Annotated in this window: 26 protein-coding genes; 13 read left to right on the forward strand and 13 right to left on the reverse strand. The window is 72.7% G+C overall.

Going from position 1 to position 26,996, the window contains the following annotated elements; genetic code table 11:
• Nucleotides 1-38: 38 nt before the first annotated feature.
• From ACIP63_RS18275 to ACIP63_RS18285, 3 genes are all read left to right on the forward strand, one after another.
• A complete protein-coding gene (locus tag ACIP63_RS18275; RefSeq protein WP_401516701.1) occupies nucleotides 39-1,526 on the forward strand; it encodes a PLP-dependent aminotransferase family protein in 1,488 nt (495 codons plus the stop codon).
• 140 nt (nucleotides 1,527-1,666) lie between these two features.
• On the forward strand, nucleotides 1,667-3,247 hold the full coding sequence (locus ACIP63_RS18280) for an alkaline phosphatase D family protein (RefSeq protein ID WP_401516703.1): 1,581 nt from the start codon (nucleotides 1,667-1,669) through the stop codon (nucleotides 3,245-3,247).
• 156 nt (nucleotides 3,248-3,403) lie between these two features.
• A complete protein-coding gene (locus tag ACIP63_RS18285) occupies nucleotides 3,404-4,801 on the forward strand; it encodes a GNAT family N-acetyltransferase (RefSeq protein ID WP_401516705.1) in 1,398 nt (465 codons plus the stop codon).
• Here the strand turns inward: ACIP63_RS18285 and ACIP63_RS18290 are convergent.
• A complete protein-coding gene (locus tag ACIP63_RS18290) occupies nucleotides 4,731-5,951 on the reverse strand; it encodes a trans-sulfuration enzyme family protein (RefSeq protein WP_401516707.1) in 1,221 nt (406 codons plus the stop codon). The two genes, ACIP63_RS18285 and ACIP63_RS18290, sit on opposite strands and share 71 nt — an antisense overlap.
• A gap of 59 nt (nucleotides 5,952-6,010) precedes the next feature.
• Between ACIP63_RS18290 and ACIP63_RS18295 the strand changes: the two genes are divergently transcribed.
• The 3 genes from ACIP63_RS18295 to ACIP63_RS18305 all read left to right on the forward strand — a co-directional run bounded on the left by ACIP63_RS18295 (nucleotide 6,011) and on the right by ACIP63_RS18305 (nucleotide 9,190).
• The gene (locus ACIP63_RS18295; protein ID WP_401516709.1) at nucleotides 6,011-6,493 is read left to right on the forward strand and encodes an Lrp/AsnC family transcriptional regulator; all 483 of its coding nucleotides are present in this window, start codon (nucleotides 6,011-6,013) and stop codon (nucleotides 6,491-6,493) included.
• Between the two features lie 56 nt (nucleotides 6,494-6,549).
• Nucleotides 6,550-8,238, forward strand: coding sequence for a DUF885 domain-containing protein (locus ACIP63_RS18300; protein ID WP_401516711.1), 1,689 nt, complete (start codon nucleotides 6,550-6,552; stop codon nucleotides 8,236-8,238).
• A gap of 82 nt (nucleotides 8,239-8,320) precedes the next feature.
• On the forward strand, nucleotides 8,321-9,190 hold the full coding sequence (locus tag ACIP63_RS18305; protein WP_401516712.1) for an ATP-grasp domain-containing protein: 870 nt from the start codon (nucleotides 8,321-8,323) through the stop codon (nucleotides 9,188-9,190).
• Between the two features lie 23 nt (nucleotides 9,191-9,213).
• On the opposite strand, the gene ACIP63_RS18310 is transcribed toward ACIP63_RS18305, so the two are convergent.
• Nucleotides 9,214-9,699 (reverse strand): rhodanese-like domain-containing protein, encoded by a 486-nt coding sequence (locus ACIP63_RS18310; RefSeq protein ID WP_401516714.1) that lies wholly within the window; start codon nucleotides 9,697-9,699, stop codon nucleotides 9,214-9,216.
• A 93-nt stretch (nucleotides 9,700-9,792) separates the two neighbouring features.
• Here ACIP63_RS18310 and ACIP63_RS18315 point away from each other — a divergent pair, with 93 nt between their 5' ends.
• Nucleotides 9,793-10,239 carry an Lrp/AsnC family transcriptional regulator gene (locus ACIP63_RS18315; RefSeq protein ID WP_401516716.1) on the forward strand — a complete coding sequence of 149 codons (447 nt, stop codon included), beginning with the start codon at nucleotides 9,793-9,795 and terminating at the stop codon, nucleotides 10,237-10,239.
• On the opposite strand, the gene ACIP63_RS18320 is transcribed toward ACIP63_RS18315, so the two are convergent.
• The 3 genes from ACIP63_RS18320 to ACIP63_RS18330 all read right to left on the reverse strand — a co-directional run bounded on the left by ACIP63_RS18320 (nucleotide 10,229) and on the right by ACIP63_RS18330 (nucleotide 15,213).
• Nucleotides 10,229-13,282, reverse strand: coding sequence for an AAA family ATPase (locus ACIP63_RS18320; protein ID WP_401516718.1), 3,054 nt, complete (start codon nucleotides 13,280-13,282; stop codon nucleotides 10,229-10,231). The genes ACIP63_RS18315 and ACIP63_RS18320 overlap by 11 nt on opposite strands.
• On the reverse strand, nucleotides 13,279-14,445 hold the full coding sequence (locus ACIP63_RS18325) for an exonuclease SbcCD subunit D (RefSeq protein ID WP_401516720.1): 1,167 nt from the start codon (nucleotides 14,443-14,445) through the stop codon (nucleotides 13,279-13,281). The genes ACIP63_RS18320 and ACIP63_RS18325 overlap by 4 nt, the downstream gene beginning before the upstream one ends.
• Before the next feature lie 132 nt (nucleotides 14,446-14,577).
• On the reverse strand, nucleotides 14,578-15,213 hold the full coding sequence (locus tag ACIP63_RS18330; protein ID WP_401516722.1) for a YigZ family protein: 636 nt from the start codon (nucleotides 15,211-15,213) through the stop codon (nucleotides 14,578-14,580).
• Between the two features lie 82 nt (nucleotides 15,214-15,295).
• Between ACIP63_RS18330 and ACIP63_RS18335 the strand changes: the two genes are divergently transcribed.
• The gene (locus ACIP63_RS18335; protein WP_401516724.1) at nucleotides 15,296-15,712 is read left to right on the forward strand and encodes a CoA-binding protein; all 417 of its coding nucleotides are present in this window, start codon (nucleotides 15,296-15,298) and stop codon (nucleotides 15,710-15,712) included.
• Between the two features lie 82 nt (nucleotides 15,713-15,794).
• The gene (locus ACIP63_RS18340; protein WP_401516726.1) at nucleotides 15,795-16,604 is read left to right on the forward strand and encodes an aminoglycoside N(3)-acetyltransferase; all 810 of its coding nucleotides are present in this window, start codon (nucleotides 15,795-15,797) and stop codon (nucleotides 16,602-16,604) included.
• Between the two features lie 24 nt (nucleotides 16,605-16,628).
• Here the strand turns inward: ACIP63_RS18340 and ACIP63_RS18345 are convergent, their stop codons facing one another.
• Nucleotides 16,629-17,183, reverse strand: a complete 555-nt coding sequence (locus ACIP63_RS18345; protein ID WP_401516728.1) for a YbaK/EbsC family protein — start codon at nucleotides 17,181-17,183, stop codon at nucleotides 16,629-16,631.
• A 31-nt stretch (nucleotides 17,184-17,214) separates the two neighbouring features.
• The gene (locus tag ACIP63_RS18350; protein ID WP_401516730.1) at nucleotides 17,215-17,799 is read right to left on the reverse strand and encodes a helix-turn-helix domain-containing protein; all 585 of its coding nucleotides are present in this window, start codon (nucleotides 17,797-17,799) and stop codon (nucleotides 17,215-17,217) included.
• A 93-nt stretch (nucleotides 17,800-17,892) separates the two neighbouring features.
• Here ACIP63_RS18350 and ACIP63_RS18355 point away from each other — a divergent pair, with 93 nt between their 5' ends.
• A complete protein-coding gene (locus ACIP63_RS18355) occupies nucleotides 17,893-18,759 on the forward strand; it encodes an EamA family transporter (protein WP_401516731.1) in 867 nt (288 codons plus the stop codon).
• Nucleotides 18,760-18,796: 37 nt separating this feature from the next.
• Here the strand turns inward: ACIP63_RS18355 and ACIP63_RS18360 are convergent, their stop codons facing one another.
• The gene (locus ACIP63_RS18360) at nucleotides 18,797-19,549 is read right to left on the reverse strand and encodes an acyltransferase (RefSeq protein ID WP_401516733.1); all 753 of its coding nucleotides are present in this window, start codon (nucleotides 19,547-19,549) and stop codon (nucleotides 18,797-18,799) included.
• A gap of 147 nt (nucleotides 19,550-19,696) precedes the next feature.
• Here ACIP63_RS18360 and ACIP63_RS18365 point away from each other — a divergent pair, with 147 nt between their 5' ends.
• The gene (locus tag ACIP63_RS18365) at nucleotides 19,697-20,230 is read left to right on the forward strand and encodes a gamma carbonic anhydrase family protein (RefSeq protein ID WP_401516735.1); all 534 of its coding nucleotides are present in this window, start codon (nucleotides 19,697-19,699) and stop codon (nucleotides 20,228-20,230) included.
• A gap of 33 nt (nucleotides 20,231-20,263) precedes the next feature.
• Here the strand turns inward: ACIP63_RS18365 and ACIP63_RS18370 are convergent, their stop codons facing one another.
• Together ACIP63_RS18370 and ACIP63_RS18375 are read right to left on the reverse strand one after the other, a co-directional pair.
• Nucleotides 20,264-20,923, reverse strand: coding sequence for a DedA family protein (locus tag ACIP63_RS18370; RefSeq protein WP_401516737.1), 660 nt, complete (start codon nucleotides 20,921-20,923; stop codon nucleotides 20,264-20,266).
• A gap of 131 nt (nucleotides 20,924-21,054) precedes the next feature.
• On the reverse strand, nucleotides 21,055-21,492 hold the full coding sequence (locus ACIP63_RS18375; RefSeq protein ID WP_401516947.1) for a DUF4442 domain-containing protein: 438 nt from the start codon (nucleotides 21,490-21,492) through the stop codon (nucleotides 21,055-21,057).
• Between the two features lie 109 nt (nucleotides 21,493-21,601).
• Here ACIP63_RS18375 and ACIP63_RS18380 point away from each other — a divergent pair, with 109 nt between their 5' ends.
• A complete protein-coding gene (locus tag ACIP63_RS18380) occupies nucleotides 21,602-22,636 on the forward strand; it encodes a hypothetical protein (protein WP_401516739.1) in 1,035 nt (344 codons plus the stop codon).
• 67 nt (nucleotides 22,637-22,703) lie between these two features.
• Nucleotides 22,704-24,014, forward strand: a complete 1,311-nt coding sequence (locus ACIP63_RS18385; RefSeq protein ID WP_401516741.1) for an MFS transporter — start codon at nucleotides 22,704-22,706, stop codon at nucleotides 24,012-24,014.
• On the opposite strand, the gene ACIP63_RS18390 is transcribed toward ACIP63_RS18385, so the two are convergent.
• From ACIP63_RS18390 to tuf, 3 genes are all read right to left on the reverse strand, one after another.
• Complete coding sequence (locus ACIP63_RS18390) at nucleotides 23,976-24,821, reverse strand: spermidine synthase (RefSeq protein WP_401516743.1); 846 nt, start codon at nucleotides 24,819-24,821, stop codon at nucleotides 23,976-23,978. The two genes, ACIP63_RS18385 and ACIP63_RS18390, sit on opposite strands and share 39 nt — an antisense overlap.
• A gap of 64 nt (nucleotides 24,822-24,885) precedes the next feature.
• Nucleotides 24,886-25,737 carry a patatin-like phospholipase family protein gene (locus ACIP63_RS18395; protein ID WP_401516745.1) on the reverse strand — a complete coding sequence of 284 codons (852 nt, stop codon included), beginning with the start codon at nucleotides 25,735-25,737 and terminating at the stop codon, nucleotides 24,886-24,888.
• A gap of 68 nt (nucleotides 25,738-25,805) precedes the next feature.
• Entirely contained in the window at nucleotides 25,806-26,975 is a 1,170-nt protein-coding gene (tuf, locus tag ACIP63_RS18400; RefSeq protein ID WP_401516747.1) for an elongation factor Tu, read from the reverse strand.
• Nucleotides 26,976-26,996: the final 21 nt, after the last annotated feature.

Here is a 26,996-nt window from a genome sequence, read left to right on the forward strand (position 1 = left end):
GCTAGGTACCGTGGCGGTCCCGTTTAAGGTCCACTTCCATGACTTCTTCGGGGACCAATCCACCGCCCGGTCCGGCGTCGCCCGACGGGGGCGGGGCCGCTTCAGCCGCCTGGGAACTGCTGCTCCCGGCCGCCTCCGCCCCCGCGCGCCGGCGGGGACGCGCACTGCAGGCGGCCCTGCGGGACGCCGTGCGTTCGGGCCGTCTGCCGGCAGGCACCCGGCTGCCGGCCAGCCGTGAGCTCGCCGCCGATCTCGGGGTGTCGCGCGGCCTGGTGACCGAGGCGTACGAGCAGCTGACGGCGGAGAGTTACCTCCGCGCCGGCCGGGGCGCGGGCACCTGGGTGAGCGGAGCGGTGCGCCCCGCCGCGCAGGGGACGCGGGATCTGTCACCGCGGGCGCCCGGCCCCCGGGTGGACTTCCGTCCGGGCACCCCGGACCTCGCGCTCTTCCCGCGGACCGCCTGGGCGGCGGCTCATCGCACGGTCCTGGACCGGCTGCCGCACAGCTCCCTCGGCTACCCGGATCCGCGCGGCCTGCCGGAGCTGCGCGTGGCGCTGGCCTCCCTGCTCACCAGGCGCCGTGGCGTGGTGGCCGATCCGGAGCGGCTGGTGGTGTGCTCGGGGGTGGCCCAGGCCACGACCCTGCTGGGGTTCGTCCTGCGCGAGCGCGGCGAAACAGCGGTCGGTGTCGAGGATCCCGGCAGCCCCGAGCACGCCTCGTTGTTCGCCTCCACCGGCCTGAGGACGCTTCCGCTGCCGCTCGACGACGAAGGGCTGGCGACGGAACCGCTGCTGCGCTCCGGTGTGCGCGCGGTGGTCACGACCCCGGCTCACCAGTTCCCCACCGGCATCGCGTACTCCTCCGGGCGGCGCGGCGAACTGCTCGACTGGGCCCGGCGCACCTCGGGCGTGATCATGGAGGACGACTACGACGGCGACTTCCGCTACGACCGGGCGCCGGTCGGGGCCCTGCAGGGTCTGGACCCGGAACATGTCGTGTACACCGGCTCGGTGAGCAAGTCCCTGGCTCCCGGCCTGCGGCTCGGCTGGCTCATCGCCCCCGCCTCGATGACCGACTCCATCGTCGCCCGCAAGCGCACGATGGACCTGGGCAACCCGTCGGTCGACCAGGCGGTACTGGCGGACTTCGTCGCCGGCGGCGGCTACGACCGGCAGCTGCGCCGCTGTCAGCGCGCGTACCGGGAGCGCCGCGACGCCCTGACGGGAGCCCTGTCCAGGCACTTCCCCGGGGCGGAGGTCAGCGGGATCTCCGCGGGTCTGCACATCATCGCCCGGCTGCCGGAACGATTCGGCCCGCAGGACGAGTTCCTGCGACGGGCCGCGGCCGCCGGCGTCGCGCTGCGGCCGCTGAGCGACTGCACGGCGGGCGGGGCGCGGGACAGCACGGTCCGTCTGGTGCTCGGTTACGCGCACCTGACGCCCGCCGTCGTGGAGCACGGTGTCCGGCGCCTGGCCGAGGCGGTCCGACACGGCCGGACGCCCCAGGCCCCGGCGGTCGGGGCATAGGGCGGGGGCGGAGGGGCGGACCGACCGGTTGTTCATCTGTGGTTGGCGTGCCCGCCGCCACCAGGTACTAGGCATAGGGATGCAGTCAGCCTGTACGCCCCCGCTGTCCCGGCAGCCCTCTCGCCCATGGAGGCGCATCGATGTCGAACCGTCCCCTCGTCCCGGCCCCCGGCCGCCGCACCGTGCTGCGTGGCTCGCTCCTGGCCTCGGCGGCGGTCGCCGTGCCCGCCGCGGTCACTACGGCTCCCGCCTTCGCGCTGTCGGGCCGGCCGAGTGCGTCCTGGGGCGTGCAGGTCGGTGATGTCACGGCGTCGTCCGCCCTGGTCTGGGTCCGTTCGGACCGCCCCGCGCAGATGGTGGTGGAGACCTCCGCGACCGAGTCCTTCCGCCGCGCCCGCACGTGGCACGGCCCGCTGGTCGACGCACGTACGGACTTCACCGGCACGACCCCGCTGTACGGCCTGCCGGCCGGCGAGCAGGTGCACTATCGCGTCACGCTCGCGGACCCGCACGACCCGCGTCGCACGGGAAAGCCGGTGTACGGAACCTTCCGCACGGCACCTGCGCGCCGGCGTGACGGGGTGCGATTCCTCTGGTCCGGCGACATCGCGGGCCAGGGCTGGGGCATCAACCCCGACATCGGCGGCTACCGGGTGTACGACGAAATGCGCCGCCTGGACCCGGACTTCTTCCTCTGCAGCGGCGACAACATCTATGCCGACGGAGTGATCGAGCCCAGCGTGACGCTGCCCGACGGACGAATCTGGCGCAACATCACGACCCCGGAGAAGTCGAAGGTCGCCGAGACCCTGGACGAGTACCGCGGGAACTTCCGGTACAACCTGCTCGACGACAATCTGCGGGCGTTCAACGCGCAGGTCCCCTCCGTCATCCAGTGGGACGACCACGAGGTGCGGAACAACTGGTACCCGGGGCAGATCCTCGACGACGCCCGCTACACGGAGAAGAACGTGGGCGTCCTCGCGACGCGCTCGATGCGGGCGTTCCGCGAGTACTTCCCGGTCACGACGCTCCAGGGATCGCCGGACGAGCGGCGCATGCACCGCGTCGTGCGGCACGGTCCGCTGCTCGATGTGTTCGTGCTGGACATGCGGTCCTTCCGCGACGCCAACTCCCCCGGCAGGCAGCCCGACGACACCCAGGGCATCCTCGGCGCCGAGCAGCTGCGCTGGCTCCAGCGCGAGCTGTCACGGTCCCGTGCGGTGTGGAAGGTGATCGCCGCCGACATGCCGCTGGGGCTGGTGGTCCCCGACGGAGCCACGGACTTCGAGGCGGTCGCCCAGGGAGACCCGGGCGCGCCGCTGGGGCGCGAACTGCAGATCGCGGAGCTGCTGCGCTACATCAAGCACCGGCGTATCACCGGTACCGTCTGGCTGACGGCCGACGTGCACTACACCTCCGCCCAGCACTACGCCCCCGAGCGCGCGGCCTTCAAGGACTTCGCGCCGTTCTGGGAGTTCGTCTCGGGCCCGCTGGCCGCGGGCAGCTTCCCCGCCAACGCGCTGGACGGGACGTTCGGCCCGGAGCGGGTCTTCGTCCGGGCCCCCGACCGGCAGAACGTCTCCCCCATGGAGCAGCCGCAGTTCTTCGGAGAGGTCGACATCGACGGCGGGAGCGGGGAGCTGACCGTGCGGCTTAGGGCGCAGGGAGGCACGGTCCTGTTCAGCAAGGTGCTGCAGCCCGGACGCACCGGGCAGTGAGCGCCCCGGCCTGATGGACACCGGGGCCCGGACGGGCTCGTCGGCGGTGCGAGGACGAGGACACGAAAAAGGTGCTGAAGGCGACCAGATCCACACGTAACCCATCAGTCACAATGCGTTCGCGATCAGGCAACACCGTTCGGTCACAGTGAAGGCATGACTGATGTGACATCCGCGAAGAGCGCCCGCCGTCCGCACCACTGGCGGCGGGACCTGATCGAGCTGGCCGCCCTCTTCACGGCCGTAGCCGTGGCCGACGCGATCGCCAACCTGATCGGGCACCAGCCCGACGGGCCCTACCTGCTCATGGCGTCGGCCGTGGCTCTGGTCGCCACGGCCGCCTTCCACACGTGGTGGGCGCGACGGCACAGCCACGCACCGCCCCCGGACACCGATACCGGCCCGGGACGTCTCGCCGCCGACGTCGAGGAGGCCGTGGAGACCGACGAGCCTGCCGAGACGGTGCTCTGGCGGATGCGGACGACCGTGCGGGACGCGCCGGGTGCCCTGGCCGCCCTCTGCATCGCCCTGGCCCGTCACCGGATCGACATCCTGACCCTGCAGACCCACCCGCTGGCCGAGGGCACCGTCGACGAGTTCCTGCTGCGGGCGCCCGCGTCGCTGCCGGCCCAGCAGCTCACCCGGGAGATCTCCGCCGCCGGCGGGTCCGCCACCTGGATCGAGCGCGCGGACGCCCACGACCTGGTGGACACGCCCACCCGGGTTCTGGGCCTCGCCACCCGCACCGCGCTGGACGCGGCCGAACTCCCGCTGGCCCTGCGCCAGCTCCTGGGCCGGTGCACCATCCACTCGCTGCCCGCCCTGTCCATCACCGGCCGCCCCACCGGGGAGAGCGCACCGGTGGAAGGGGTCCTCGAGGAGACCGTGATGAGGCTGCGCGATCCGTCGGGCGGTGCCATCACCGTGGAGCGGCCCTACCTCCCCTTCACCCCGACGGAGTTCGCCCGCGCCCGTGCGCTGGTCGAGCTCGACGCGCGGCTCGGCCCGCGCGTCCCGCGCAGCGAGGACGTCCTCACCCTGCCGGAGGGCAACGAGATCACCGTGCGCCGGGCGGACCGCGGTGACCTCGACGCGGCCCTCGCCATGCACGGACGCTGCTCCGAGCACACCCTGGGCCTGCGCTACCACGGTCCGGTCCGTGATGCCGACCGGTATCTGGACCACCTGCTCAGTCCCCGTTTCGGCCGCACACTCGCCGTGCAGACGGCCTCCGGCCGTCTGGTGGCGCTCGGCCATCTGCTCTGGGACGGGGACGAGACCGAGGTCGCCCTCCTCGTCGAGGACGACTGGCAGCGCCGCGGCATCGGCTCCGAGCTCCTCGGCCGGCTGGTGGCCCTGGCCGTCGAGGCGGGCTGCGAGAGCGTCTACGCGGTGACGCAGGCCCACAACACGGGGATGGTGGCCGCCATGCGGGCGCTCTCGCTGCCTCTCGACTACCAGATCGAGGAAGGCACCCTGGTCATCACCGCGCGGCTGGCCGCGGTTCCTGCCGAGCAGTTCGCACCGCCTGCGGAGCAGCGCTTCCCTCACTGAGCGCCTGGCACAGATCCGCCCAGAGGTCCTCGACGTCCTCGAGGCCGACGGACATGCGCAGCAGACGGTCACCGACACCGGCGGCCCTCCGGTCTCCCTCACCCACGATGCGGTGGCTGATGGAGGCCGGATGCTGGATGAGGGTGTCCACGCTGCCGAGGCTCACGGCGGGCGTGATCAGCCGGACCCCCGCGATGACCCTGTGCGGGTCCCCGAACACCTCGAAGGACACCATCGCGCCGCCCACCTCCGGGTAGTGCACGCGGGCGACGCGGGGGTCGGCCGAGAGCCTGCGGGTCAGTTCGGCGGCGGAGGCCGACGCGGCCCGGATCCGTACCGGCAGGGTGGACAGCCCACGCAGCAGCAGATAGCCGGCCATCGGATGCAGCACGCCGCCGGTGGCGAACCGCACCTGCCGCAGGGTCGCGGCGAACTCCTCGTCGCAGGCGACGACTCCGCCCATCACATCGCCGTGACCGCCCAGGTACTTGGTGGCACTGTGCAGCACGATCCGGGCCCCGTGTTCGAGGGGCCGCTGCAGCACGGGCGTGGCGAAGGTGTTGTCGACGAGGAGCGGCACGGAGCCGCAGGAGTGCGCCACGGCCCTGATGTCGATCTCGGCCAGCGTCGGATTGGCGGGCGTCTCCACCATCACGAGGCCGGTGTCCGGGCGGATCGCGTCGGCGATGCCCGCCGGATCCGTCCAGGTCACCTCGGTGCCCAGCAGCCCGGCGCTCAGAAGGTGGTCGCTGCAGCCGTAGAGGGGCCGCACCGCGACCACATGACGCAGCCCCAGGCTCGCGCGGGCCAGCAGGACAGCGGTGAGCGCCGCCATCCCGCTGGCGAACGCGACTGCGCCCGCCGCTCCTTCCAGCCGGGCAAGTGCGGTCTCGAAGCGGCCCGTCGTCGGGTTGTCGAGCCGTGCGTAGACGGGCGGACCGTCGGGCCTGGCCCCGGTGGTGGCGAAGGCGTCGATGCGCGCGGCCTCGCCCCGGGAGTCGTACGAGGGATAGGTGGTGGACAGGTCGATCGGCGCGGCGTGCAGGCCGAGAGAGGCGAGGTCGTCGCGTCCGGCGTGCACGGCTTCGGTGGCGAGCGCCCTGGACCGGAAGGAGGGCCGGGATGTCAGCGAGGAGGCTTCGGTGTCCATGTCACCAGCCTGAACAGCAACCGGCCTGGAGCACCGGTACGCCGTGCTACGTTCGCCCGATGTCTGAATCCGTCGTTCTCGATCCGGTTGATCTGCACATTCTGCGGCTGCTGCAGAACGATGCGCGGACGACGTACAGGGAGCTCGCCGCGGAAGTCGGAGTGGCCCCGTCCACGTGTCTGGACCGTGTGGCACGGCTGCGCCGGTCCGGTGTGATCCTCGGACACCGGCTGCGGCTCGATCCGGCGCGGCTCGGCAGGGGCCTGGAGGCGCTCCTGCTGGTTCAGGTCCGGCCGCACCGCAGGGAACTCATCGGCCCCTTCGTCGAACGGATCAGGGCGTTGCCCGAGTCCAGGGCGTTCTTCCACCTCACCGGTCCCGACGACTATCTGGTGCATGTGGCCGTCGCCGACCCGACGGACCTGCAGCGCCTGGTGCTGGACGAGTTCACCTCACGCCGCGAGGTGGCACGCGTGGAGACCCGGCTGATCTTCCAGCAGTGGGAGTGCGGCCCTCTGATGCCGCCGGTGACCGGCGTGTGATCCCGAAGTCCTGTTCCCCGTGACGCGGAGGCCTTCTCCGTACGAGGATGTCCCACATGTCAGACACATCGAGCAGCGCACTGCCGCGCCAGGTCGCCGACGCCTACGTCGACGCATACATCGAACTCGACCCGATCACAGGTACCTATCTCGGTGTCGCGGAAAGCTCCCGCCGGCTGCCCGATTTCTCGCCCGCCGGCCAGGCCGCCATGGCCGGACTCATCCGCAGCACCCTCGGTGAACTCGACGCCGCCGAGCAGGTGCCGGGCGCGGACACCGACGAGGAGAGGCGGTGCGCGCGCCTGCTGCGGGAGCGCCTGACGGCCGAACTCGCCGTCCACGAGGCCGAGGAGGGACTGCGGGCCGTCTCCAACATCCACTCCCCCGCGCACAGCCTCCGCGACGTGTTCTCGGCGACGCCGACGGCGACGGACGAGGACTGGGCCGCGGTCGTGGACCGGCTGCGGGCGGTACCGGCGGCTCTGGAGGGGTACCGCGCGTCGCTCGCCCTCGGTCTGGAGCGCAAGCTGTACGGCGGCCCCCGTCCGGCCGCGACGTTCATCGGCCAGCTGGGGACCTGGGCCGGGGAGGACGGCGGGCCCGGATTCTTCCAGGACTTCGTGGCCGGGGGACCCGCGTCACTGCGCCCGGAGCTGGACGAAGCGGCCGGGCAGGCCGCCGCGTCCCTGGTCGCCCTGCGGGACTGGATGAGGGATGTCTACGCCCCCGCGATCGAGGGCGCCCCCGACACGGTGGGCCGCGAGCGCTACGCCCGCTGGGCACGCCAGTTCAACGGCACGGATCTGGATCTCGACGAGGCGTACGCCTACGGCTGGTCCGAATACCACCGGCTGCTGGCCGAGATGAAGACCGAGGCGGACAAGATCCTCCCCGGCGCGGGCCCCTGGGAGGCGCTCGCCCATCTCGACGTGCACGGTAAGCACATCGAGGGCGTGGAGGAGGTCCGTGTCTGGTTGCAGAGCCTGATGGACGAGGCCATCGAGGCGCTCGACGGGACCCACTTCGAACTCGCCGAGCGCGTCCGGAAGGTGGAGTCCCGGATCGCTCCCGCCGGCGGTGCCGCGGCTCCATACTACACCGGGCCGTCCGAGGACTTCTCGCGGCCGGGCCGCACGTGGCTCCCCACCATGGGCGAGACCCGGTTCCCCGTGTACGACCTGGTGTCCACCTGGTACCACGAGGGTGTGCCCGGCCATCACCTGCAGATCGCGCAGTGGACGCACGTCGCGGACAGCCTCTCCCGCTACCAGGCGTCGGTCGGCCAGGTCAGCGCCAACGCGGAGGGCTGGGCGCTGTACGCCGAGCGGCTCATGGACGAACTGGGCTTCCTGCCCGACGCCGAGCGCCGCCTCGGCTATCTGGACGCGCAGATGATGCGCGCCTGCCGGGTGATCGTCGACATCGGCATGCATCTGGAGCTGGAGATCCCCGGCGATTCCCCGTTCCATCCCGGTGAGCGGTGGACGCCGGCTCTGGCCGAGGAGTTCTTCGGCAGCCACAGCGGCCGGCCCGCCGACTTCGTGGAGAGCGAGCTGACCCGCTACCTCTCCATGCCGGGGCAGGCCATCGGCTACAAGCTGGGCGAGCGTGCCTGGCTGCTGGGCCGGGAGAACGCGCGGAAGGCACACGGCGACGCGTTCGATCTCAAGGCCTGGCACATGGCGGCCCTGTCGCAGGGGTCGCTCGGCCTGGACGACCTCGTGGAAGAGCTGTCCAGGCTCTGATCCCGGCGGTGCGGGGCCGGTGCGCGCCACCGGCCCCCGCACGCCTCCCTCCCCCGCCGACAGCCTGAAGGATGATGTCTACGTGCCTGCGCCCGGCTTCCTGTTCTGCCGCGACCCCCTGCGGCCGCGGCACCCTGATCCGGCGTTCGCCGAGGAGGCGTCCGCGGCGCGGCGCGCAGGCGCGCGGACCGTCCTGGTCGACCACGACGCGCTGCTCGCCGGGGACCCGGAGACGGCCGTCGGCCCGGTGCCGCGGGACTCGGGGCCGTACTGGTACCGGGGCTGGATGATTCCGCCCGCCCGCTACGGGGAGCTGGAGCACGCCCTCGCCGCCCGTGGCTGCTCACTGCTCACCGACGCCTCCGCCTATCGCACCGCGCATGAACTCCCCGGCTGGTACGACGTGTTCGCCGAACTCACCCCCCTCAGCGTCTGGCGTGCCGTGGCCGCCGGTGAGGCGCTGCCGGAGCCGTCCGTGTGGTCGGGCCTCGCCCGGAGTCTCGGTTCCGGCCCGGGAATCGTCAAGGACTTCGTGAAGTCCCGTAAGCACGAATGGGATGAGGCGTGCTTCGTCCCGGAGCTGGGGGACGAGGAACGACTGGCACGCGTCGTAGGCCGGTTCGTCGAACTGCAGGGGGACTTCCTGGCCGGCGGTGTGGTGCTGCGCGCGTACGAACCGTTCGTGCCGGGCGGGGAGGCACGGGTGTGGTGGGTGGACGGCGAGGCGGTGCGGGTGACGGCTCATCCGGACACGCCCGGCCTGCTCCCGGCTCCCGCCCTCGACACCGTCGGCGAGGCCGTGCGCGCTCTCGGCTGCCGGTGGGTGACCACCGACATGGCGCTGCGGGAGGACGGGGCCTGGCGGGTGGTGGAGGTCGGTGACGGTCAGGTCAGCGGCCTCCCCGCGGGGGACGACGGCGAGGGCCTGTTCGAAGCCCTCACCGCGGCCTGACGGCACCCGGGGCCGGCCCCCCTTCAGCACCCGCAGTCGTCGGCGCCGACGGGCGCGGTGAGGGGGTCGGCATCGCGCCGCTCCGGCCCCTCCCAGGTCTCGAACGCGAACCCCTCTCGCACCCAGTACTCGAATCCGCCGAGCATCTCCTTGACCTGGTAGCCGAGTTCGGCGAGCGCCAGGGCGGCCCGGGTGGCGCCGTTGCAGCCCGGCCCCCAGCAGTACGTGACCACGGGGACGGCCGGGTCGAGGAGTCCGGCGGCCTGCTCCGCGACGAGGGCGGTCGGCAGGTGCACCGCGCCGGGGACGTGCCCCTGGTCCCAGGACGCGGTGGACCGGGAGTCCAGGACGACGAATCCGGGGTCGCCGCCGGCCTCCAGGGCGGCGGCGACGTCGGACACGTCGGCGTGGAACGCGAGTGAGGCGCCGAAGTACGCGGCGGCGGCCGCCGGGGAGGCGGGGGGTATACGGAGGACGGGGTTGCCGGTGGCGAGTATCCCTGAGGTCATGGCCAGAAATCTACGGCCGGTCCACCGCCGTCGGAAGCGGTGATCCCCGGCACATCACTTGATCCGCGGGGCATTCCCCTGTTGTCTGACCCCATGACCGAGTATTCCCCGGACGCCACGGACTGGCGCATCCTCGACGTCCTGCAACGCGACGGACGCGCGACCTTCGCCGAACTGGCCCGCGCGGTGGCGATGTCCCCGAGCGCCGTCACGGAGCGAGTACGCCGCCTGGAGGAGGCGGGGGTGATCAGCGGGTACGCCGCGGTGGTGGACCCGGAACGGCTGGGCCTGCCGATCCTCGCCCTCGTACGGCTGCGCTATCCGAACGGCAACTACAAGCCGTTCCACGATCTGACGGACACGACACCGGAGATCGTGGAGGCCCACCATGTGACCGGGGACGACTGCTTCGTACTGAAGGTGACCGCGAGGTCGATGCGTCATCTGGAGGAGGTCACGGGGAGGATCGGCACCCTCGGCTCCGTGACCACCAGCATCGTGTACTCCTCGCCCCTCCCCCGTCGGGCGATCAGCCGCTGAGCGTGCCGGCCGCCCGGTGGACCACCGCCGATCCGTGCCGCTCCTTCACCACCTCGAGCTGGGCGGGGATGCGACGGCGCAGGTCGGCCACGTGGCTGACGATGCCGACACTGCGGTCGCGTTCGCGCAGCGAGTCCAGGACGTCGAGCACTTCGTCCAGCGTCTGGTCGTCCAGGCTGCCGAAGCCCTCGTCGATGAAGAGCGTGTCCAGGCGCACTCCGCCCGCCTCGTCCGTCACGACGTCGGCGAGGCCGAGCGCCAGCGCGAGCGAGGCGAAGAAGGTCTCCCCGCCGGACAGTGTGGCCGTGTCGCGCTCCCGGCCCGTCCAGGAGTCGACGACATGCAGTCCGAGCCCCGCCCTGCGGCCCCCGCTGCGCTCGTCGGAGTGGACCAGCGTGTAGCGGCCGGCCGACATCCGCTGGAGACGGGCGGTCGCCGCGGCGGCCACCTGTTCGAGGCGCGCCGCCAGTACGTACGCCTCCAGCCGCATCTTGCGCTCGTTGTCCGCGGAGGTGCCCGCGGTCAGACCGGCGAGCCGAGCGACTCTCTCGTGCTCCTGGCGCAGGGGGCCCAGGGCGCGGACCTCTTCCTCCGTACGACGGGAGAGCCGGCCCAGCTCCGCGCCGCGTTCCTCGGCGGCGGCATGAGTCGCGGCGCCGGCGCGCAGCACCTGCGCGGACCGGTCGTACGCCTCCTGGGCGGCGTCCGGCTCCGCGGGCGGCCGGTCCGCGGCGGCCCGGGCGTCCTCCTCGGCCAGCCGGTCGGCGACCGTGGCGGCCTCCGTCTGCCAGGCGTCGACGCGGTGCTGCAACTCCCGCTGCGCGGTGTCGCCCAGGAGCTTCGCGGCGGCGGCCTCCGGGGTGGCGAAACCGGCCCTGAAGGCGGCGTCGGCGAGCCTGCCGTCGGCCTCCTTGAGCCGCTCGGCCGCGTCCTGCTCCGCACGGAGTGCCTCGGCGGCGTCGGCCAGCAGCCCGGCACGGCGCTCCAGAAGCCGGGCGTGTTCGGCCACGGAGTCACAGGCTCCCCGCGCCTTCACCAACTCGGCTTCCAAAGCGGACTGTTCACGGTCCAGCGCCTCCCGCTGCGAGGTGCGGGCGGCTCCACGCCGCTCGGCCCGCTGCTGGTCCTCGATGCGGCCGAGGTGCTCACGCTCGGCGGCGGCGAGTGCTTCCCGCGCCGCGTGCGTCCCCGCGGCCAGGCGGTGCGCGTCCGCGTGCTCACGGCTCAGCCGGTCGACGACGTCCTGCAGTGCGGCCACGGAGGCGTGGGACCGGCCGGCCTGCCCCGTGGCCCCGTGCACGTCCTCCGGGTCCGCCGCCTCCGCCCGGGCCGCGGCGAGGCGTTCGCGCACCACCCCGAGCTCGTTCTCCGCCTCGGCGCGGTCCCGGTCCGCCCGCTGGTGGGCGGCGAGCGCCGCCTCCTCCGTGGCCCGGTCCACGTGGCCGGCCTCCGCGCGGGCCGGATCCGGGTGCTCCGCCGAGCCGCACACCGTACAGGCGACGCCTTCGACGAGCTGAGCCGCCAGTTCCGCCGCGATGCCCCGCAGCCGCTGCTCCCGCAGCGCCAGCCACTTCTCGTGCGCCTCCACGGCACGCTCGCGGGCCGCGGTCAGGGCCGCCGCCGCGGTCCGCTCCCGGACGCCGAGGGCGTCACGGCGGCGTGCCGCCTCCAGCCTCCTGCGCGCGGGGTCGAGGCGGCCGGCCAGCTGTTCCGCGCGGGTCGCGGCCTCCTGAGCCGTCTCGACGCGCTCCCTGAGGCTCCGGTGGGTGGCGTTCCATCCGGCCAGCCACTGCGCCGCCTCCTGGACCAGTTCGTCGTCGGAGCGGGACTGCCTCTCCAGGCCGGAGCGTTCGGCGTCGATCTCCCGGCTGCGCCGCTCGGCCCGGCGTGCGGCGTCGAGCGCGCCCAGCTCCGCCCGCAGTCCGCGTTCCGTGCCGGACAGCTGCTCGAAGCCCGCTTCGGCCAGTTCGGGAGGCAGCGTCGCGCGGGTCCGCTCGCGAGCCCCGACAGCCGTGCGATGGGCCCGCTCCGCCTCGTCGCGCAGGTCGAGCGCCGGCGCGACCAGGTCCGCCTTGCGCGCTTGGGCCAGCTGTTCGTGGCAGCGGTCGCGTTCCGCGCGGCGGTCCTCCAGCCCTGCGGCACGGCGCCGGGTCTCCTCGTAGCGCTGCTGGAGCCGGGCGAGTTCACGCTCGGCTTCGAGTGCGCGGCGCGCGGCGGCGGCCCGGGCCTCGGCCCCGGCCAGGACGCACCGGGCGATGTCGGTCCGTTCACCGGCTCCGCTGCGCGCGACGGCGGCCCACTCCAGGACCCCTTCGGCGAGGCCCGGCTCGCCCGGCCTCGCGTCCGGCAGCGGAATCTCGTCCGCCGCCGGACCGGCCGCCTGGGCGATGCGCTGGGCCAGGGCGAGGATCTGCTCGTCCCCCGTCTTGACCCGGGCTTCGGCCGCCCGTCGCAGTTCGGCCAGGCGCTCCTCGACGGCGGCGAAGCGGCGGGTGTCGAAGAGCCGGCCGAGCAGCTTTCCGCGCGCTTCGGCGTCGGCCCGCAGGAACCGCGCGAAGTCCCCCTGCGGCAGGAGTACCACCTGGCAGAACTGATCCCGGCTCATCCCGATGAGGCCGCCGATCTCCTCGCCGATCTCCTGGTGGGAGCGGCTGAGAGCCTTCCAGCCGTGTTCCGGGTCGTACTCGCGCAGCCAGCTCTGCGCCTTCTCGGTCGTGAAGCCGCCGCCCCTCTTCTTGGGGCGGGGCTGGGCGGGCCGCCTGGTGATCTCCAGGCGGCGTCCTCCGACGGTCAGCTCCAGGCACACCTCGGTCGGCAGGTCCACCGGGGCGTGGTCACTGCGCAGCGAGGTGCCGGGGCTCTGCCGGGCGCCGGGCACCGCCCCGTACAGGCCGTAGCAGACGGCGTCGAGAACGGAGGTCTTGCCCGCGCCGGTGGGGCCGTGCAGCAGGAAGATCCCGGCCGAGGACAGTGCGTCGAAGTCGACCTCCTGAGGGGCGCCGAAGGGTCCGAACGCGGTCAGGGTGAGCTTGTGCAGCCTCAACGGGACACCTCGTCCACTCCGTCGCCCACCCGTACGTCGTCGAAGACGGCGCGCAGCACCGTCCGCTCGTGTGCGCTGGGTCCGCTTCCGCCGCGTACATGGGCCACGAAGTCCTCCGCCACCTGCTGGTCGTCACGCCCCCGCAGCCGCTGGGCATACGAAGCGAGGGGGTCCTGAGGGGGGCGCTCGGGGTCGAAGACCAGGCTGAGGGTGTGCGGGAAGCGCTCCGTCAGGCGGGCCATCGGCTCGTCCGGCCGCGCCGGGTCCGTGAGCGTGGCCTCCACCCAGGACTCCCGGTGCCGGTCGAGGGCCGGATCCTCGAGCAGCGGGCCGAGGCGTCCGCGCAGCCGTGCCAGCGGGCGCGGCGCCGGGCAGTCGACGCGCTCGGCGGCCAGGTCCCCGCCGGGACCGAGGTCGATGAGCCACATCGTCTTGCGGTGCGTGTGCTCGGAGAAGGAGTAGGCGAGAGGCGAGCCCGAGTAGCGCACGCGCTCCGTGACCGTCTGACAGCCGTGCAGGTGGCCGAGTGCGACGTAGTCGACGCCGTCGAAGACTCCTGCGGGGACGGCGGCGACACCGCCGACGGTGATGTCGCGTTCGCTGTCGCTGGGTTCGCCGCCCGCCACGAACGCGTGGGCGAGAACCACGGACCGGGTACCGTCCGGCCGGGCGGCGAGGTCGGTCCGCACCCGGTCCATCGCCGCGGTCAGGACGGCTTCGTGCCCCGCCTTCGAGGCACCCAGGCTGTCCTTGACGAGTGCGGGCTCCAGATAGGGGAGGCCGTAGAACGCCACGTCGCCGTGCGTGTCGCGCAGCACGACCGGGGTGGCGCAGTCGGCGGGGTCGGTGCGCAGATGGATCCCGGCCCGGGCGATCAGCCCCGCGCCGACGCCGAGCCTGCGGGCCGAGTCGTGGTTCCCGGAGATCATGACGGTCGGTACGCCGGCGGCGGCGAGCCGGTGCAGTGCGTCGTCGAAGAGCTGGACCGCCGGGAGCGGCGGCACGGCCCTGTCGTAGACGTCGCCCGCCACGACGACCACGTCGACGGAGTGCTCGCGCACCGTCCCGACGAGGTGGTCGAGATAGGCGGCCTGGGCGTCGAGCATGGAGACGCGGTGGAAGGAGCGCCCCAGATGCCAGTCCGAGGTGTGCAGAATTCTCATGGCATCACTCCGACTGCTCCGACCCGCATGTTCCACTTCCTCCGCCCCCGGGACCGGACCGGTCCGCACTCCGCCCGCCGCGGATTTCCGCGGCCGGCCCGACCACGCTAATGCCGCGCGGTCCCGGACCCCTCATCCGCCCGGGACGTCCCCGTACGCCTCACCACCCAGTTCGAGCGTCGCGGAGCCCGCGGTGGCGTCGGCCAGCCATGCCCTGAAGCCGTCGACGTCGGCGTCCGGCACCCCGACGGCGATGGTCACGGCCTCCGCGTAGGCCACGTCGCGGACGTCCACTCCGGTGGCCCGCAGATCGTTCTCCAGCTTGCCCGCCCGCTGGTGGTCGACGGTGACGGTGGCGAGGCGGAACCGGCGGCGGGTGGTCGTGCCCAGCGCGTCGAGCGCTTCGCCGACCGCCCCTCCGTACGCCCGGATCAGTCCGCCCGCTCCGAGCTTGACGCCGCCGAAGTAGCGGGTGACCACGGCGACGGCGTACCGCACCTCCCTGCGCATGAGCATCTGCAGCATGGGGACGCCCGCCGTCCCACCGGGCTCCCCGTCGTCACCGGCCTTCTGCACGGAGGCGTCGGCGCCGATGACGTAGGCGAAGCAGTTGTGGTTGGCGGTGGGGTGTTCCTTGCGGACGCGCGCGATGAACTCCTGCGCCTCCTGCTCGGTGGCGGCGGGGGCGAGCGCGCAGAGGAAGCGCGATCGGCTGACCTCGGTCTCGTGCACGCCCGCGCGGGCGATTGTCCGGTACTGCTCCTGCATCGGACCACCCTATGCGCCGGGCCGCCCCGCACTTTCACCCTCCCGTGGGGAATGGTCCGGCGGGACCGTCCGTTGTCCGGGCATGTACGCAGACGACGAGACGGTTCGCAGGATTCTCCAGGACACGGGTGACACGTGGGCGGTGGTCGGCCTGTCCACCAACCGCTCCCGCGCGGCCTACGGGGTGGCGGAGGTCCTCAAACGCTTCGGCAAGAGGGTGGTGCCCGTCCACCCCAAGGCGGAGCCGGTCCACGGCGAACAGGGATACGCCTCGCTGGCGGACATACCCTTCCCCGTCGACGTGGTGGATGTCTTCGTCAACAGCGACCTGGCGGGCGGTGTCGCCGACGAGGCGGTTGCGGTGGGCGCGAAGGCGGTCTGGTTCCAGCTCGGCGTGATCGACGAGGAGGCGTACGCCCGCACGCGCGCCGCCGGTCTCGCCATGGTGATGGACCGCTGCCCCGCGATCGAGATACCCCGCCTGGACCCTCGCCGCTGAAGCCTGCCTCGGGGCCGCCTCCGGCGCGCCCGGCGCCCGCCGTGCGGAGGCGTGGTGTCGTGGGAGGCCTCCGGCGGGGAGAATGTGCGCTGTGACACAGCATCTCCTCCTCGGCGGTGAGCGCGCCGCCACCCAGCTGTACGAGCTCGGCGTGCGGCGGGGCGGCGTCCTGCTGGCGCATGCCTCGATGCGCTCCGCGGGCGGTGACGCGGAAGGCATGGCCGATGCGCTGCGCCGGACTCTGGGCCCGGACGGGACGCTGGTCGTCCCTGCCTTCACCCCGGAGAATTCCGACACCTCGCGCTCCTACCTCGACCGGGTCCGCGGCCTGAGCGACGAGGCCCGCGCCGAGGTGCGTGCGTCGATGCCTGCGTTCGACCCGGCGACGTCTCCGGCACCTGGCATGGGCGCGCTCGCCGAGTGGGTGCGGCTGGCCCCGGGCGCACTGCGCAGCACCCATCCGCAGACCTCGTTCGCCGCCCTCGGCCCGGCCGCGGAGGAGCTGCTGTCGGGCCACCGCCAGGACTGCCACCTGGGCGAGGACTCCCCCCTCGCCCGGCTGTACGAGGCGGACGCACAGGTCCTGCTGCTGGGCACGGGCTTCGACAGCTGCACCGCCTTCCACCTGGCGGAGTACCGCCGCCCCGCGCCGCCCCGCCGTCTCTACCGCTGCGTGGTGGCGTCGGAGGGCGGACGCCGCTGGTGGGAGTACGAGGACATCGCTCTGGACGACAGCGACTTCGCCGCACTCGGGGCCGACTTCGTCCGTGCGCGGGCCGGAGTGGCCGGCAACGGGCGGGTGGGGGCGGCGCGGAGCCACCTGTTCCCTCTCCGCGCGGCTGTGGACTTCGCTGCGGAATGGCTCAGGGACCGTCGGCCCAGCGGCTGTTGAGCGTCCCCGTCGGCCGTCGCTCTCTCAAACGCCGAGGCCCTCCAGCACGAGTGCTCCCGGCAGGGCGGCCAGTGCCTTGCCCGGGACGATCAGCTTGCCGCGGCGGCTGCCGCTGCCGATCAGGACCCACTCCTCGTCCGCCACCGCGGGGTCGACCAGGAGTGGCCAGGCCGCCGGGAGGCCGATGGGGGTGATCCCTCCGTACTCCATGCCTGTCTCGCCCACGGCCACGTCCATCGGGGCGAAGGACGCCTTACGGGTCCCGAGGTGCTTGCGCACCACTCCGTTCACGTCGACCCGGGCACGCGACAGCACCACACACGCGGCGAGGGTCGTGTCACCGCCCCGCTTGCCCGCAACCACCACGCAGTTGGCCGACGTGTCGAGCAGCTCGGGGCCGTAGCGCTCGGCGAACACGGCGGTGTCGGCGATCTCGGGGTCGGTGTCGACGTGGAGGACCGACTCGGCCGGGATGCCGCCCCAGCCGGTCTCCACCGCTGCCGCGACGGGAGGGACGAGCAGGTCCAGCCGGTCGGCGGCGGGGGCGGCATCGCTGAAGATTGCCAGGAGTGAGCGCATGCCGCTCACGCTAACAGCCCTCATGTGCTGCTCACTTGCCCTCTCGGCGGACCGGCGGGATCGAGACCGCCATGGTCAGGTCGACCGGCTCGGGACCGTCGTTGCGGTAGCTGTGCGGCACGTGCGCCTCGAACGTCGCGGAGGTGCCGGCGGGCACCACATGGGCCTCACCGTCGACGACCAGGGTCAGTTCGCCCGTCGTGACGTGCAGGAGCTCCACCGTCCCCTCGGGGTGCGGATCGGAGGCGCTGCTGTCGCCGGGCATCAGGTGCCAGGACCAGAGTTCGATCGGTCCCCCGGCCTCCGTGCCCACCAGGAGCGTGGTCGAGCTGCCCGCCTCCGTCGACCACATGCGCACGGCCTGGTCCTCCGGCACCAGCCGTACCTGCGACCCCTGCTCGTAGTCGAGCAGGGTGGTGATGCTGACGCCCAGCGCGTCGGCCAGCTTGACCGTGGTGCCGACGCTCGGGTTCGTACGGGCCTGCTCGATCTGGATGATCATGCCGCGGCTGACCCCCGCCCGTGCCGCGAGAGCGTCCAGGGTGAAACCGCGCTCGCCCCGCCAGCGCTTGAGGTTGCGGGCGAGCGACTGCGTCAGCTGATCGAGGTCAGACACATTCCGTCCAATATTCTGGATGACAGAGTCGAAGATACTGCACTACCGTGTGGTGTCCCCACCGGACCACCAGACTGTACTGCGAGGCGCCCGATGACAGCACTGTTCGCCCTGGCCACGAGCCTGCTGTGGGGGTTGGCCGATTTCGGCGGCGGCCTGCTGACCCGGCGCACGCCTGCCCTCACCGTGGTCGTCGTGTCGCAGTGCATCGCCGCCGTCGTCCTCGGGACCCTCGTGATCGCGACCGGCGGCTGGAGCGAGGCCGGCGGCCGCCTCTGGTTCGCGGTCGCGGCGGGGGCCGTCGGCCCGGTCGCGATGCTGAGCTTCTACAAGGCCCTGGCGCTGGGCCCGATGGGCGTGGTCTCCCCGCTCGGCTCCCTCGGAGTGGCGGTCCCGGTGGGAGTGGGGCTGCTGGTCGGCGAGCGGCCCGGGCTGCTGCAGTTCGCCGGGGTCGCGGTCGCCGTGGCCGGGGTCGTCATGGCCGGTGGGCCGCAGCTGCGCGGTGCGCCGGTGCAGCGCCAGACGGTCGTACTGACCCTGCTGGCCGCTTTCGGCTTCGGTGCGGTGATGGCCCTGATCGCGGAGGCCTCCACCACCGTGACCGGTCTCTTCCTCGCCCTCTTCGTCCAGCGGCTCACGAACATCGCGGTCGGCGGAACGGCCCTGTACGTCTCCGTACGCCGGGGCGGCCGCGCGCTGCCCGAGGACGGCGGGGCGGCCGTCGTCCGGGCCGCGCTCCCCGCGCTGGCCTTCGTCGGGCTCGCCGATGTCGCGGCCAACGGCACGTATGCGATCGCCGCCCAGCACGGCCCGGTGACCGTGGCCGCCGTCCTGGCCTCGCTGTATCCGGTGGTGACGGCGCTCGCGGCGCGAGGCGTGCTGGGTGAGCGACTGCGCGGGGTCCAGGCGGCGGGCGCGGGGCTGGCCCTGCTCGGAACACTCCTGCTGGCGACAGGCTGAGGGGCTCCCGGGAGAGGGCGGGCGGGAGCGGAGGGAGTCAGGCCCCCTCGGCCACGTCATCCAGCAGCAGCGCCACAGCGGCCAGTTGCTCGGACGTGACCCCGTCGGGGATCGGCACCGGCGCGGGAGTACGCAGCGGCGGCTGCCAGCCCTTCTCCGGATCCCAGCTCCGCACCACCCGGGCGGGCGCGCCCGCCACCACCGCACGGTCGGGGACCTCTCCGCGTACGACGGCTCCTGCCGCGACCACCACGTTGCGGCCGAGCCTGGCCCCCGGGAGGATCACCGCCCCGGTGCCGATCCAGCAGCCCGGCCCGATCTCGACCGGCTCCATGCGCGGCCACTGCTTGCCGACCGGCTCGTGGGGATCGTCGTAACTGTGGTTGGTGGAGGTGATGTAGACGTACGGACCGCAGTAGGTGTCCGAGCCGATCGAGACGCTGGTGTCGGCGATGACATGACTGCCCCGGCCCAGCACCACACCGTCGCCCAGGGTCAGGACGGTCTCGGTCCCCAGATCCAGATCGGGCATCAGGCCGGCTGTGAGCGTCACCTGTTCACCGATGATGCAGTGGTCGCCCAGTTCGATCCACGGCTCCCCGAAGACGGTGCCCTGCGGGAAGGCGAGCCGGGTTCCCGTGCCGATACGGCGGAACCGGAGGCGCCCGGGGTGCTGCGCGGTGACCGCTCCGGTCTCCTGCACCCAGGCCCAGACGCGATGGACGGCGCGGGACGCGAGGCCACGCCGCCGGAGGGCCAGGGAGGAGAACGAGTTCCGGTTCTTCGGCACCCGCTCACGGTAGTCCGCCCGGGCGGAGCGGGTCCGCGCGACGGGCTGTGATGTTCACCCCACCTGTCCGGGGCGCCGGGACCGTCCATTACGGTTCGTGCGGAGCAAGGGGCCCCGACGCACCACACCCCACCGGAGGAGCAGGCGATGGCATTGCAGGCATTGGTCACCGGTATCGGCGGCAGGGAGCCGGACATCGATCCGGCCGCCTTCCTCGCCCCGACCTCCGTCGTGATCGGCGATGTGTCGATGGCCGCGGGCTCCAGCGTCTGGTACCACGCGGTGCTGCGCGCCGACGCCGGCCCGATCTCCCTCGGCCCGGACAGCAACATCCAGGACAACTGCAGCGTGCACACGGACCCCGGCTTCCCGCTGACGGTGGGCGCGAGGGTCTCCGTCGGTCACAACGCCGTACTCCACGGCTGCGTCATCGAGGACGACGTTTTGGTCGGCATGGGTGCCACCGTGCTCAACGGCGCACACATCGGAGCGGGTTCCCTGATCGCCGCACAGGCACTCGTGCCGCAGGGGATGCGGGTGCCGCCGGGATCCCTCGTCGCCGGGGTGCCCGCGAAGGTCAGGCGGGAGCTGACCGCCGAGGAACGCGAGGGCATCGCCTTCAACGCGGCAGGTTACGTGGAGCTGGCGAAGGCCCACCGCGCGGCGCACCAGGAGGACTGACGGCGGCGGGCCCCGCGAGGGGCCCACGCCAGGTCAGTCGGCCGGGACCGGGTCCGGGTCGGGTGCCGGCACCGGGTGGTCGGCCTGCTCCGCGGCCTTCTTGGCGCGGCTCTTCAGCACCAGCATCGAGACCAGGCCGATCAGCACGGCGGCCAGCAGTCCCAGCCACGAGAAGCGCTTGAGCCACGCCTCGGCGACGACGCCCACCGAGTAGATGACGGCCGTGGTACCGCCGGCCCAGACGATTCCGCCGAGCACGTTGGCGACGAGGAACTTCCAGTACGGCATGTGCAGGACACCGGCCAGCGGTCCCGCGAAGATCCGCAGCAGGGCGACGAAGCGGCCGAAGAAGACCGCCCACATGCCCCACTTCTCGAACGACCGCTCCGCCATGGCGATCTGGGGCGCCCCGAAGTGCTTGGGGAACTTTCCGCCGAGCCAGGCGAGCAGGGGTCGCCCTCCCTTGCGGCCGATGGCATACCCGATGGAGTCGCCGATGATCGCTCCGGCGGACGCACAGGCGCCGAGCACCACGGGGTCGATGTCGCCGTGCTGGGAGGCGAGGAGCGCCGAACTCACGAGGATGATCTCGCCGGGCAGCGGAATGCCCAGACTCTCGAGTCCGATGACGACCCCCACCAGGAGGTAAATGCTGACCGCGGGGACGGTCTCGAGCCACTCCTGGACGTGCAACGCGGGGTCCTTCCCGTAAGAGATCTGCGGCCGTGCACCCACGGGTGGTGCACGGCGGGCAGCCTACCGGGCCGGACGGCCGGAGCGGCCCCCGCGGCCCCCGACCGGGGCGTGCGGGGGCCCGGCGGCGGTCAGCGGTTCGGACGCAGTGTCCAGACCACGCTCATCTCGCTGGTGACGGCGCCGTCGGCGCGCCGGATCTCGACACTCACGGGAAACTCCGGGCGCTTCCCCTCGTCGAGTTCGGCGACGACCTCGGCCGCCGGGCGGCCCAGCACCGCCGTCGCGGTGAGTTCGCCCATGGCCACCTTCCTGAAGGCCATCTCCGTGGTGACGGGCAGCGGCACGGCCCGGGCCATCTGGTCGCCGAACGCGGCGACGACGATCGCGCCGCTCGCCGACTCGGCGAGCGTGAACATCGCTCCGGCGTGGGGGCCGCCGAGGTGGTTGTGGTATTCGGCCCGGTCGGGGAGCGAGAGGACAGCGCGCTCCGCGGTCGTCTCGAGGTACGTGATGCCGAGGGTCCGGACCATCGGGACGCTCGCGGACAGGATGTCGCCGACTGTCATCTCTTCTGTGCTCATGGCCGCGATGTTACTAGCGGGTAGCACTCTTTGACCATCCCCTCACAGGGGCGCCCGTGGCAGAGGGCTCCCCGCCCCTCTATGGTTACTGGCCATGTGGCCAGGACAGCAGCCGCCCGGGGGCGAGCAGAACCCGCAGGACCAGAATCAGAACCCGTACCAGCAGCCGGGGTACCAACAGCCGAATCCCTATCAGCAGCCGGGATACCAACAGCAGGGTCAGCCGGGCTATCCGCAGCCCAACCCGTACCAGCAGCCCACGGTGCCGCAGTACGCCGTACCGGGCGGGCCGGGCGGGCCCCGGCCGGACGACAAGAAGAAGACGACCATCGTCGCCGTGGTCGCGGCCACCGCGGTCGTCGTCGCGGCGGTCGTCACCGGTGTCGTCGTGATGAACAAGGACGACGACAAGGGCGGCTCGGACGTGGCCGGCGGCAAGGCGTCCTCGTCGCCGTCCGCGAAGGCGTCCGAGTCGGCGTCGTCCTCCCCCGCGGCCAACCCGCGGGGCGGCGAGGACGCGGCGCCCACGGTTCCGGGCTGGAAGGTCGTGACCAACCCCAAGTGGGGCACGCAGTTCGACGTGCCCGGCGACTGGGAGGTCTCGGGCACCGGCGTGATCTCGGGCTTCGAGGACGTGAAGAACCCCACGGGTCCTCCGGCGGTCGGCTTCTCCGCGCCCGCGCACTACAAGACCAAGTGGTGCACCGACGACCCGGACAAGGACGGCACCACGGACGACACCAGCCTGGCCGGCGTCGGCACCAAGGGCGGGCAGGGCGCCAAGAACACGGACGAGGCGGCCACGAACGAGGCCGCCAACTGGGTCTGGGCCGCCTATGCGCAGGAGGACCCGAAGGACAAGGTGAAGATCGGCAAGCCCAAGCCGTACACGACCAAGTCGGGCCTCTCGGGCAGCGTCGTGACGGCCACCGCCACGGGGCTGGCCAACAAGAACAAGTGCGACACCGACGGCAAGTCGATCGCGTTCACCTTCAAGAACGCCAAGGACGAGTACTCGTCCTGGATCCTCTACGCGAACGCGGGGATCGACGACGAACTCCCGGACGCCACCATCCAGAAGATCCTCAGCACCGTGCGTCTGGCGGAGGGCGCGGAGACCGCGTCCTGAGCCTCCGGCGCACACCGCCGGGACGATCCATTTGGCGGGAGGGGGACGGGCCGGGGATAGTCCCTTGGTGACTTCCGCCGCCCCCTCACCGTCCCCCGCCCTCCGCTCCCTGCCGGAAGGCCGCAATTTCGGTCTGCTGACCGCCGCCGCGATCATCACGAGCCTGGGCACCAACGGCGCTCTGATCGCGGCGGCGTTCGCGGTTCTGGAGTCGGGCGGCGACGGCGGCGACGTCGGCCTGGTCGCGGCCGCGCGTACGGCGCCGCTGGTGCTCTTCCTGCTGATCGGCGGAGCGGTGGCGGACCGGCTGCCGCGTCACCGGGTGATGGTGGCCGCGAACACGCTCAACTGTGTCTCGCAGGCGGTTTTCGCCTGGCTGGTGCTGACCGGCGGCGCCGAGCTCTGGCACATGATGCTGCTGACGGCGCTCTGCGGCACCGGGCAGGCCTTCTTCGGCCCGGCGGCCGAGGGCATGCTGATGTCCAGCGTCAGCGGTGAACAGGCGGCCCGCGCCTTCGCCTTCTTCCGGATGTCGATGCACGGCGCCGCGATCGGCGGCGCGGCACTCGGCGGAGCCATGATCGCGGCCATGGACCCGGGCTGGGTGCTGGCGGTCGACGCCGCCGCGTTCGCCGTCGCCGGTGTCCTCCGGGGCTTCCTGGACGTGAGCCACATCCCCGCGCGCGCACCTGGCGGCGGGCTGCTCGCCGATCTCCGTGACGGCTGGCAGGAGGTCGTCGGGCGCCCCTGGCTCTGGGCCGTCGTGCTGCAGTTCTCCGTGGTCGTGGCCGTCGTCGGGGCCGCCGAGGCGGTGTACGGACCGCTCGTGGCGCGGGACGAGCTCGGGGGTGCCCGCCCCTGGGGATTCGCTCTCGCGGCGTTCGGGGTCGGCACGCTGGGCGGGGCGCTGCTGATGATGCGGTGGAAACCCAGGCGGCTGCTGCTGGCCGGGACGCTCTGTGTGTTCCCGCTGGCCCTGCCGTCCGCGGGGCTGGCGATCCCGCTGCCGGTGGCAGGCCTCTGCGCGGTGATGTTCGTGACCGGGGTCGCCATCGAGGTGTTCGGGGTCTCCTGGATGACGGCCCTTCACCAGGAGATCCCGGAGGAGAAGCTCTCCCGGGTCGCGGCGTACGACTGGTTCGGCTCGGTGGCGATGGTGCCGCTGGCCACGGCCGCGGCCGGCCCCGTCGAGACGCTCGTCGGGCGCAGCCAGGCCCTCTGGGGCTGTGCCGCTCTGATCGTGCTGGTGACGGCGGGCGTGCTGTTCGTCCCGGATGTCAGGAATCTGACGCGCCGCACCTCGGTGAAGCAGGTCAGCGTCCCGGAGCGGTCCCGGGAGTCAGCCGATGCTGAAGGCGCCGTCCGGGGGCTCGGGTGAGGCCACGGCCTCGCTGTCCCGCACCGGCTTCGCGCCGCGCATGAACCGGGTGAGGGCCGCACCGTACTCGACCCGCGCGGGGAACGCGTCGGCGGCGCACAGCCGGGTGAGCGGCGCGATGTCGATCGGGGCGCGGGAGGCGAGCAGCACGGCGTTCCCGAAGCGCCGGCCGCGCAGGACGGCCGGTTCGGCGATGAGGGCGAGCTCGTCGAAGACTTCCGCGAAGTTGGCCAGTTGCGACCGCAGGAAGGTGAAGGGAGCGCTGTCGGCCAGGTTGGCCGCGTAGACGCCGTCCTTCCGCAGGACGCGTCCGGCGGCACGCGCGTACTCCACGGAGGTCAGGTGCGCGGGCACCCGCGCCCCGCCGAAGACATCGGCGATCAACAGGTCGGCGGAGTCCTCCGGCGCCTCCTCCAGCCAGCCCCGGGCGTCGGTGCCGTGCACGGTGACGCCTGTGTCCCGGGGCAGCGGCAGGTGCTCGCGGACCAGGTCGACGAGCCCCCGGTCCGCCTCGGCCACCTGCTGCCGCGAGCCGGGGCGGGTGGCCGCGACGTACCGCGGCAGCGTGAGCGCGCCGCCGCCGAGATGCACGGCGTCCAGCGGCGTTCCCGGTGCGCCCGCCCGGTCCACGACATGGCCGAGCCGGCGTACGTACTCGAATTCGAGGTGCTCCGGCGCGTCGAGATCGACGTAGGACTGCGGGGCCCCGTCGACCGTGAGCAGCCAGGCCCGGTCCCGGTCGACGTCGGGCAGCAGCCTGGCGGTGCCGCGGTCGGTGTCGCGGATGACGGGTATCGGCTCGTTCACCCCTCCATTGTGACGGGCGCCGAGCCCCTGTGGTGACGGGCGCCGGCTCCTCTCGCCCGCAGGGTCAGCCGTTCCACACCGCGGCGACCGCCTCGGTGTGGGCGGCGGACTGGGCGAGGCCGGCCCTGGCCGCCGCGGCCCGGCGTGCGGGGTCGAGGGAGTTGCGGCCGATGGCCTTCCGGGTGCCGGCGTCCGGGGTGATGACCTCGACGCGGGCGCCCGCGGCCTCCAGTTCGGCGGCCTGTGCGCGGGGGGAGGCGATCACCTTGTTGCCGCTCGCGGTGGGTGCGATCACGACGACGCGTCCGTAACCGGAAGCGAGGTGGGCGTTGGCCGGGGAGTGCACGCCCCCGTCGATCCAGCTCCCGCCGCCGGCGCTGACCACGGGCCAGACCGCCGGGACCGCGCAGCTCGCGGTGACGGCGTCGGTGAGCGCGACCGCGCCCGTCCTGTCGAAGGTGTGCAGTGCGCCCGTCAGCGCGTCCACGGCGGTGATCAGCAGGTGCCGTTCGGGCCATTCGGGCGACGGGAGCCTGCTCGCGATCGACTCGCGCCGTTCGTCCGCGGTCGCCGCGAGGCGGCTGTCCCGGGCCAGGGCGCCCAGTCTGCGTCCGTACTCGTCGGGTGTGCGGGAGGAGAGCACTGCTCTCGCGTACCGCAGGATGGTGACGGGCCCGAGCCGGCCGGCCGCTCCCTTCTCGTTCTCCGGGGAGGCCAACTGCCGCTCGTAGAGGTCGTCGATGCCGGCGAGGCCGAATGCGAGCTGCGCCCCGACGATGGCCCCCGCCGAGCTTCCGACGATCAGATCGGCGGTGGAGAGGTCGACACCCGCCTTGGCGAGGCCGTGGAGAATGCCGGTTTCCCAGGCGGTGCCGGTGACGCCTCCGGCACCCAGTACGAGAGCTGTGTCTGCCATGGCACCCAGTCTGATGCACGGCGCGCGACCCGCCTCCCCGGGGTGGGGAGACGGGCGCGCCCGGGCCGTCAGAGCAGACCGGTGACCGTACCGGCGCCGACCGTGCGGCCGCCCTCGCGGATCGCGAAGCCGAGGCCGGACTCCAGGGGGACGTCACGGCCGAGCTCGACGGTCATGGTGACCGTGTCGCCGGGCCGTGCCACCGCCGCCTCGCCGAGGTCGACGTCACCGACGACGTCCGCCGTACGGATGTAGAACTGCGGCCGGTATCCCGTGGCTACCGGGGTGGTCCGGCCCCCTTCCCGAGCCGAGAGGACGTACACCTGCGCGGTGAAACGCCTGCTCGGCGTCACACTGCCGGGCGCCGCGACCACATGGCCGCGGCGGACACGGTCGCGCTCGACGCCACGCAGCAGCAGCGCGACGTTGTCGCCGGCCTCGGCGGACTCCATCGGCTTCCCGAAGGTCTCCAGACCGGTGACGACCGTCTCGACGTCCGCGCCGAGCACCGACACCCGGTCCCCGACGCGCACCGTCCCGCGCTCCACGGCTCCGGTGACGACGGTGCCGCGGCCGGTGATGGTGAGCACGTTCTCCACCGACAGGAGGAACGGCGCGTCGGTGTAGCGCACCGGCATCGGTACGTACGTGTCGACCGCGTCCAGGAGCCCCTCGATGGACGCCGTCCAGCGTGGGTCCCCCTGGAGCGCGCCGAGCCCCGACACCCGCACGACGGGCACGGTGTCCCCGCCGTAACCGTGCGCGGAGAGCAGCTCACGGACCTCCAGCTCGACCAGGTCGGTGAGCTCGGGGTCACCGGCGTCGGCCTTGTTGAGGGCGACGACGATGTGGTCGACGCCGACCTGACGGGCCAGCAGGACGTGCTCCGCGGTCTGCGGCATGATGCCGTCGAGCGCGGAGACGACGAGGATCGCCCCGTCGAGCTGCGCCGCCCCGGTGACCATGTTCTTGATGTAGTCGGCGTGTCCGGGCATGTCGACGTGCGCGTAGTGGCGGGTGTCCGTCTCGTACTCGACGTGCGCGATGTTGATGGTGATGCCGCGCTGGGCCTCCTCCGGGGCCCGGTCGATCTGGTCGAACGGCACGAAGGTGCCGGTGCCGCGGTCGCTGAGCACCTTGGTGATGGCGGCGGTCAGGGTGGTCTTGCCGTGGTCGACGTGGCCCATGGTGCCGATGTTGAGGTGCGGCTTGGTGCGCACGTATGCCGTCTTGGGCATGGCTCGTTCCTTGGATTTCGA

The organism is Streptomyces sp. NPDC088746 (assembly GCF_044751065.1).
Taxonomy (GTDB): Bacteria; Actinomycetota; Actinomycetes; order Streptomycetales; family Streptomycetaceae; genus Streptomyces.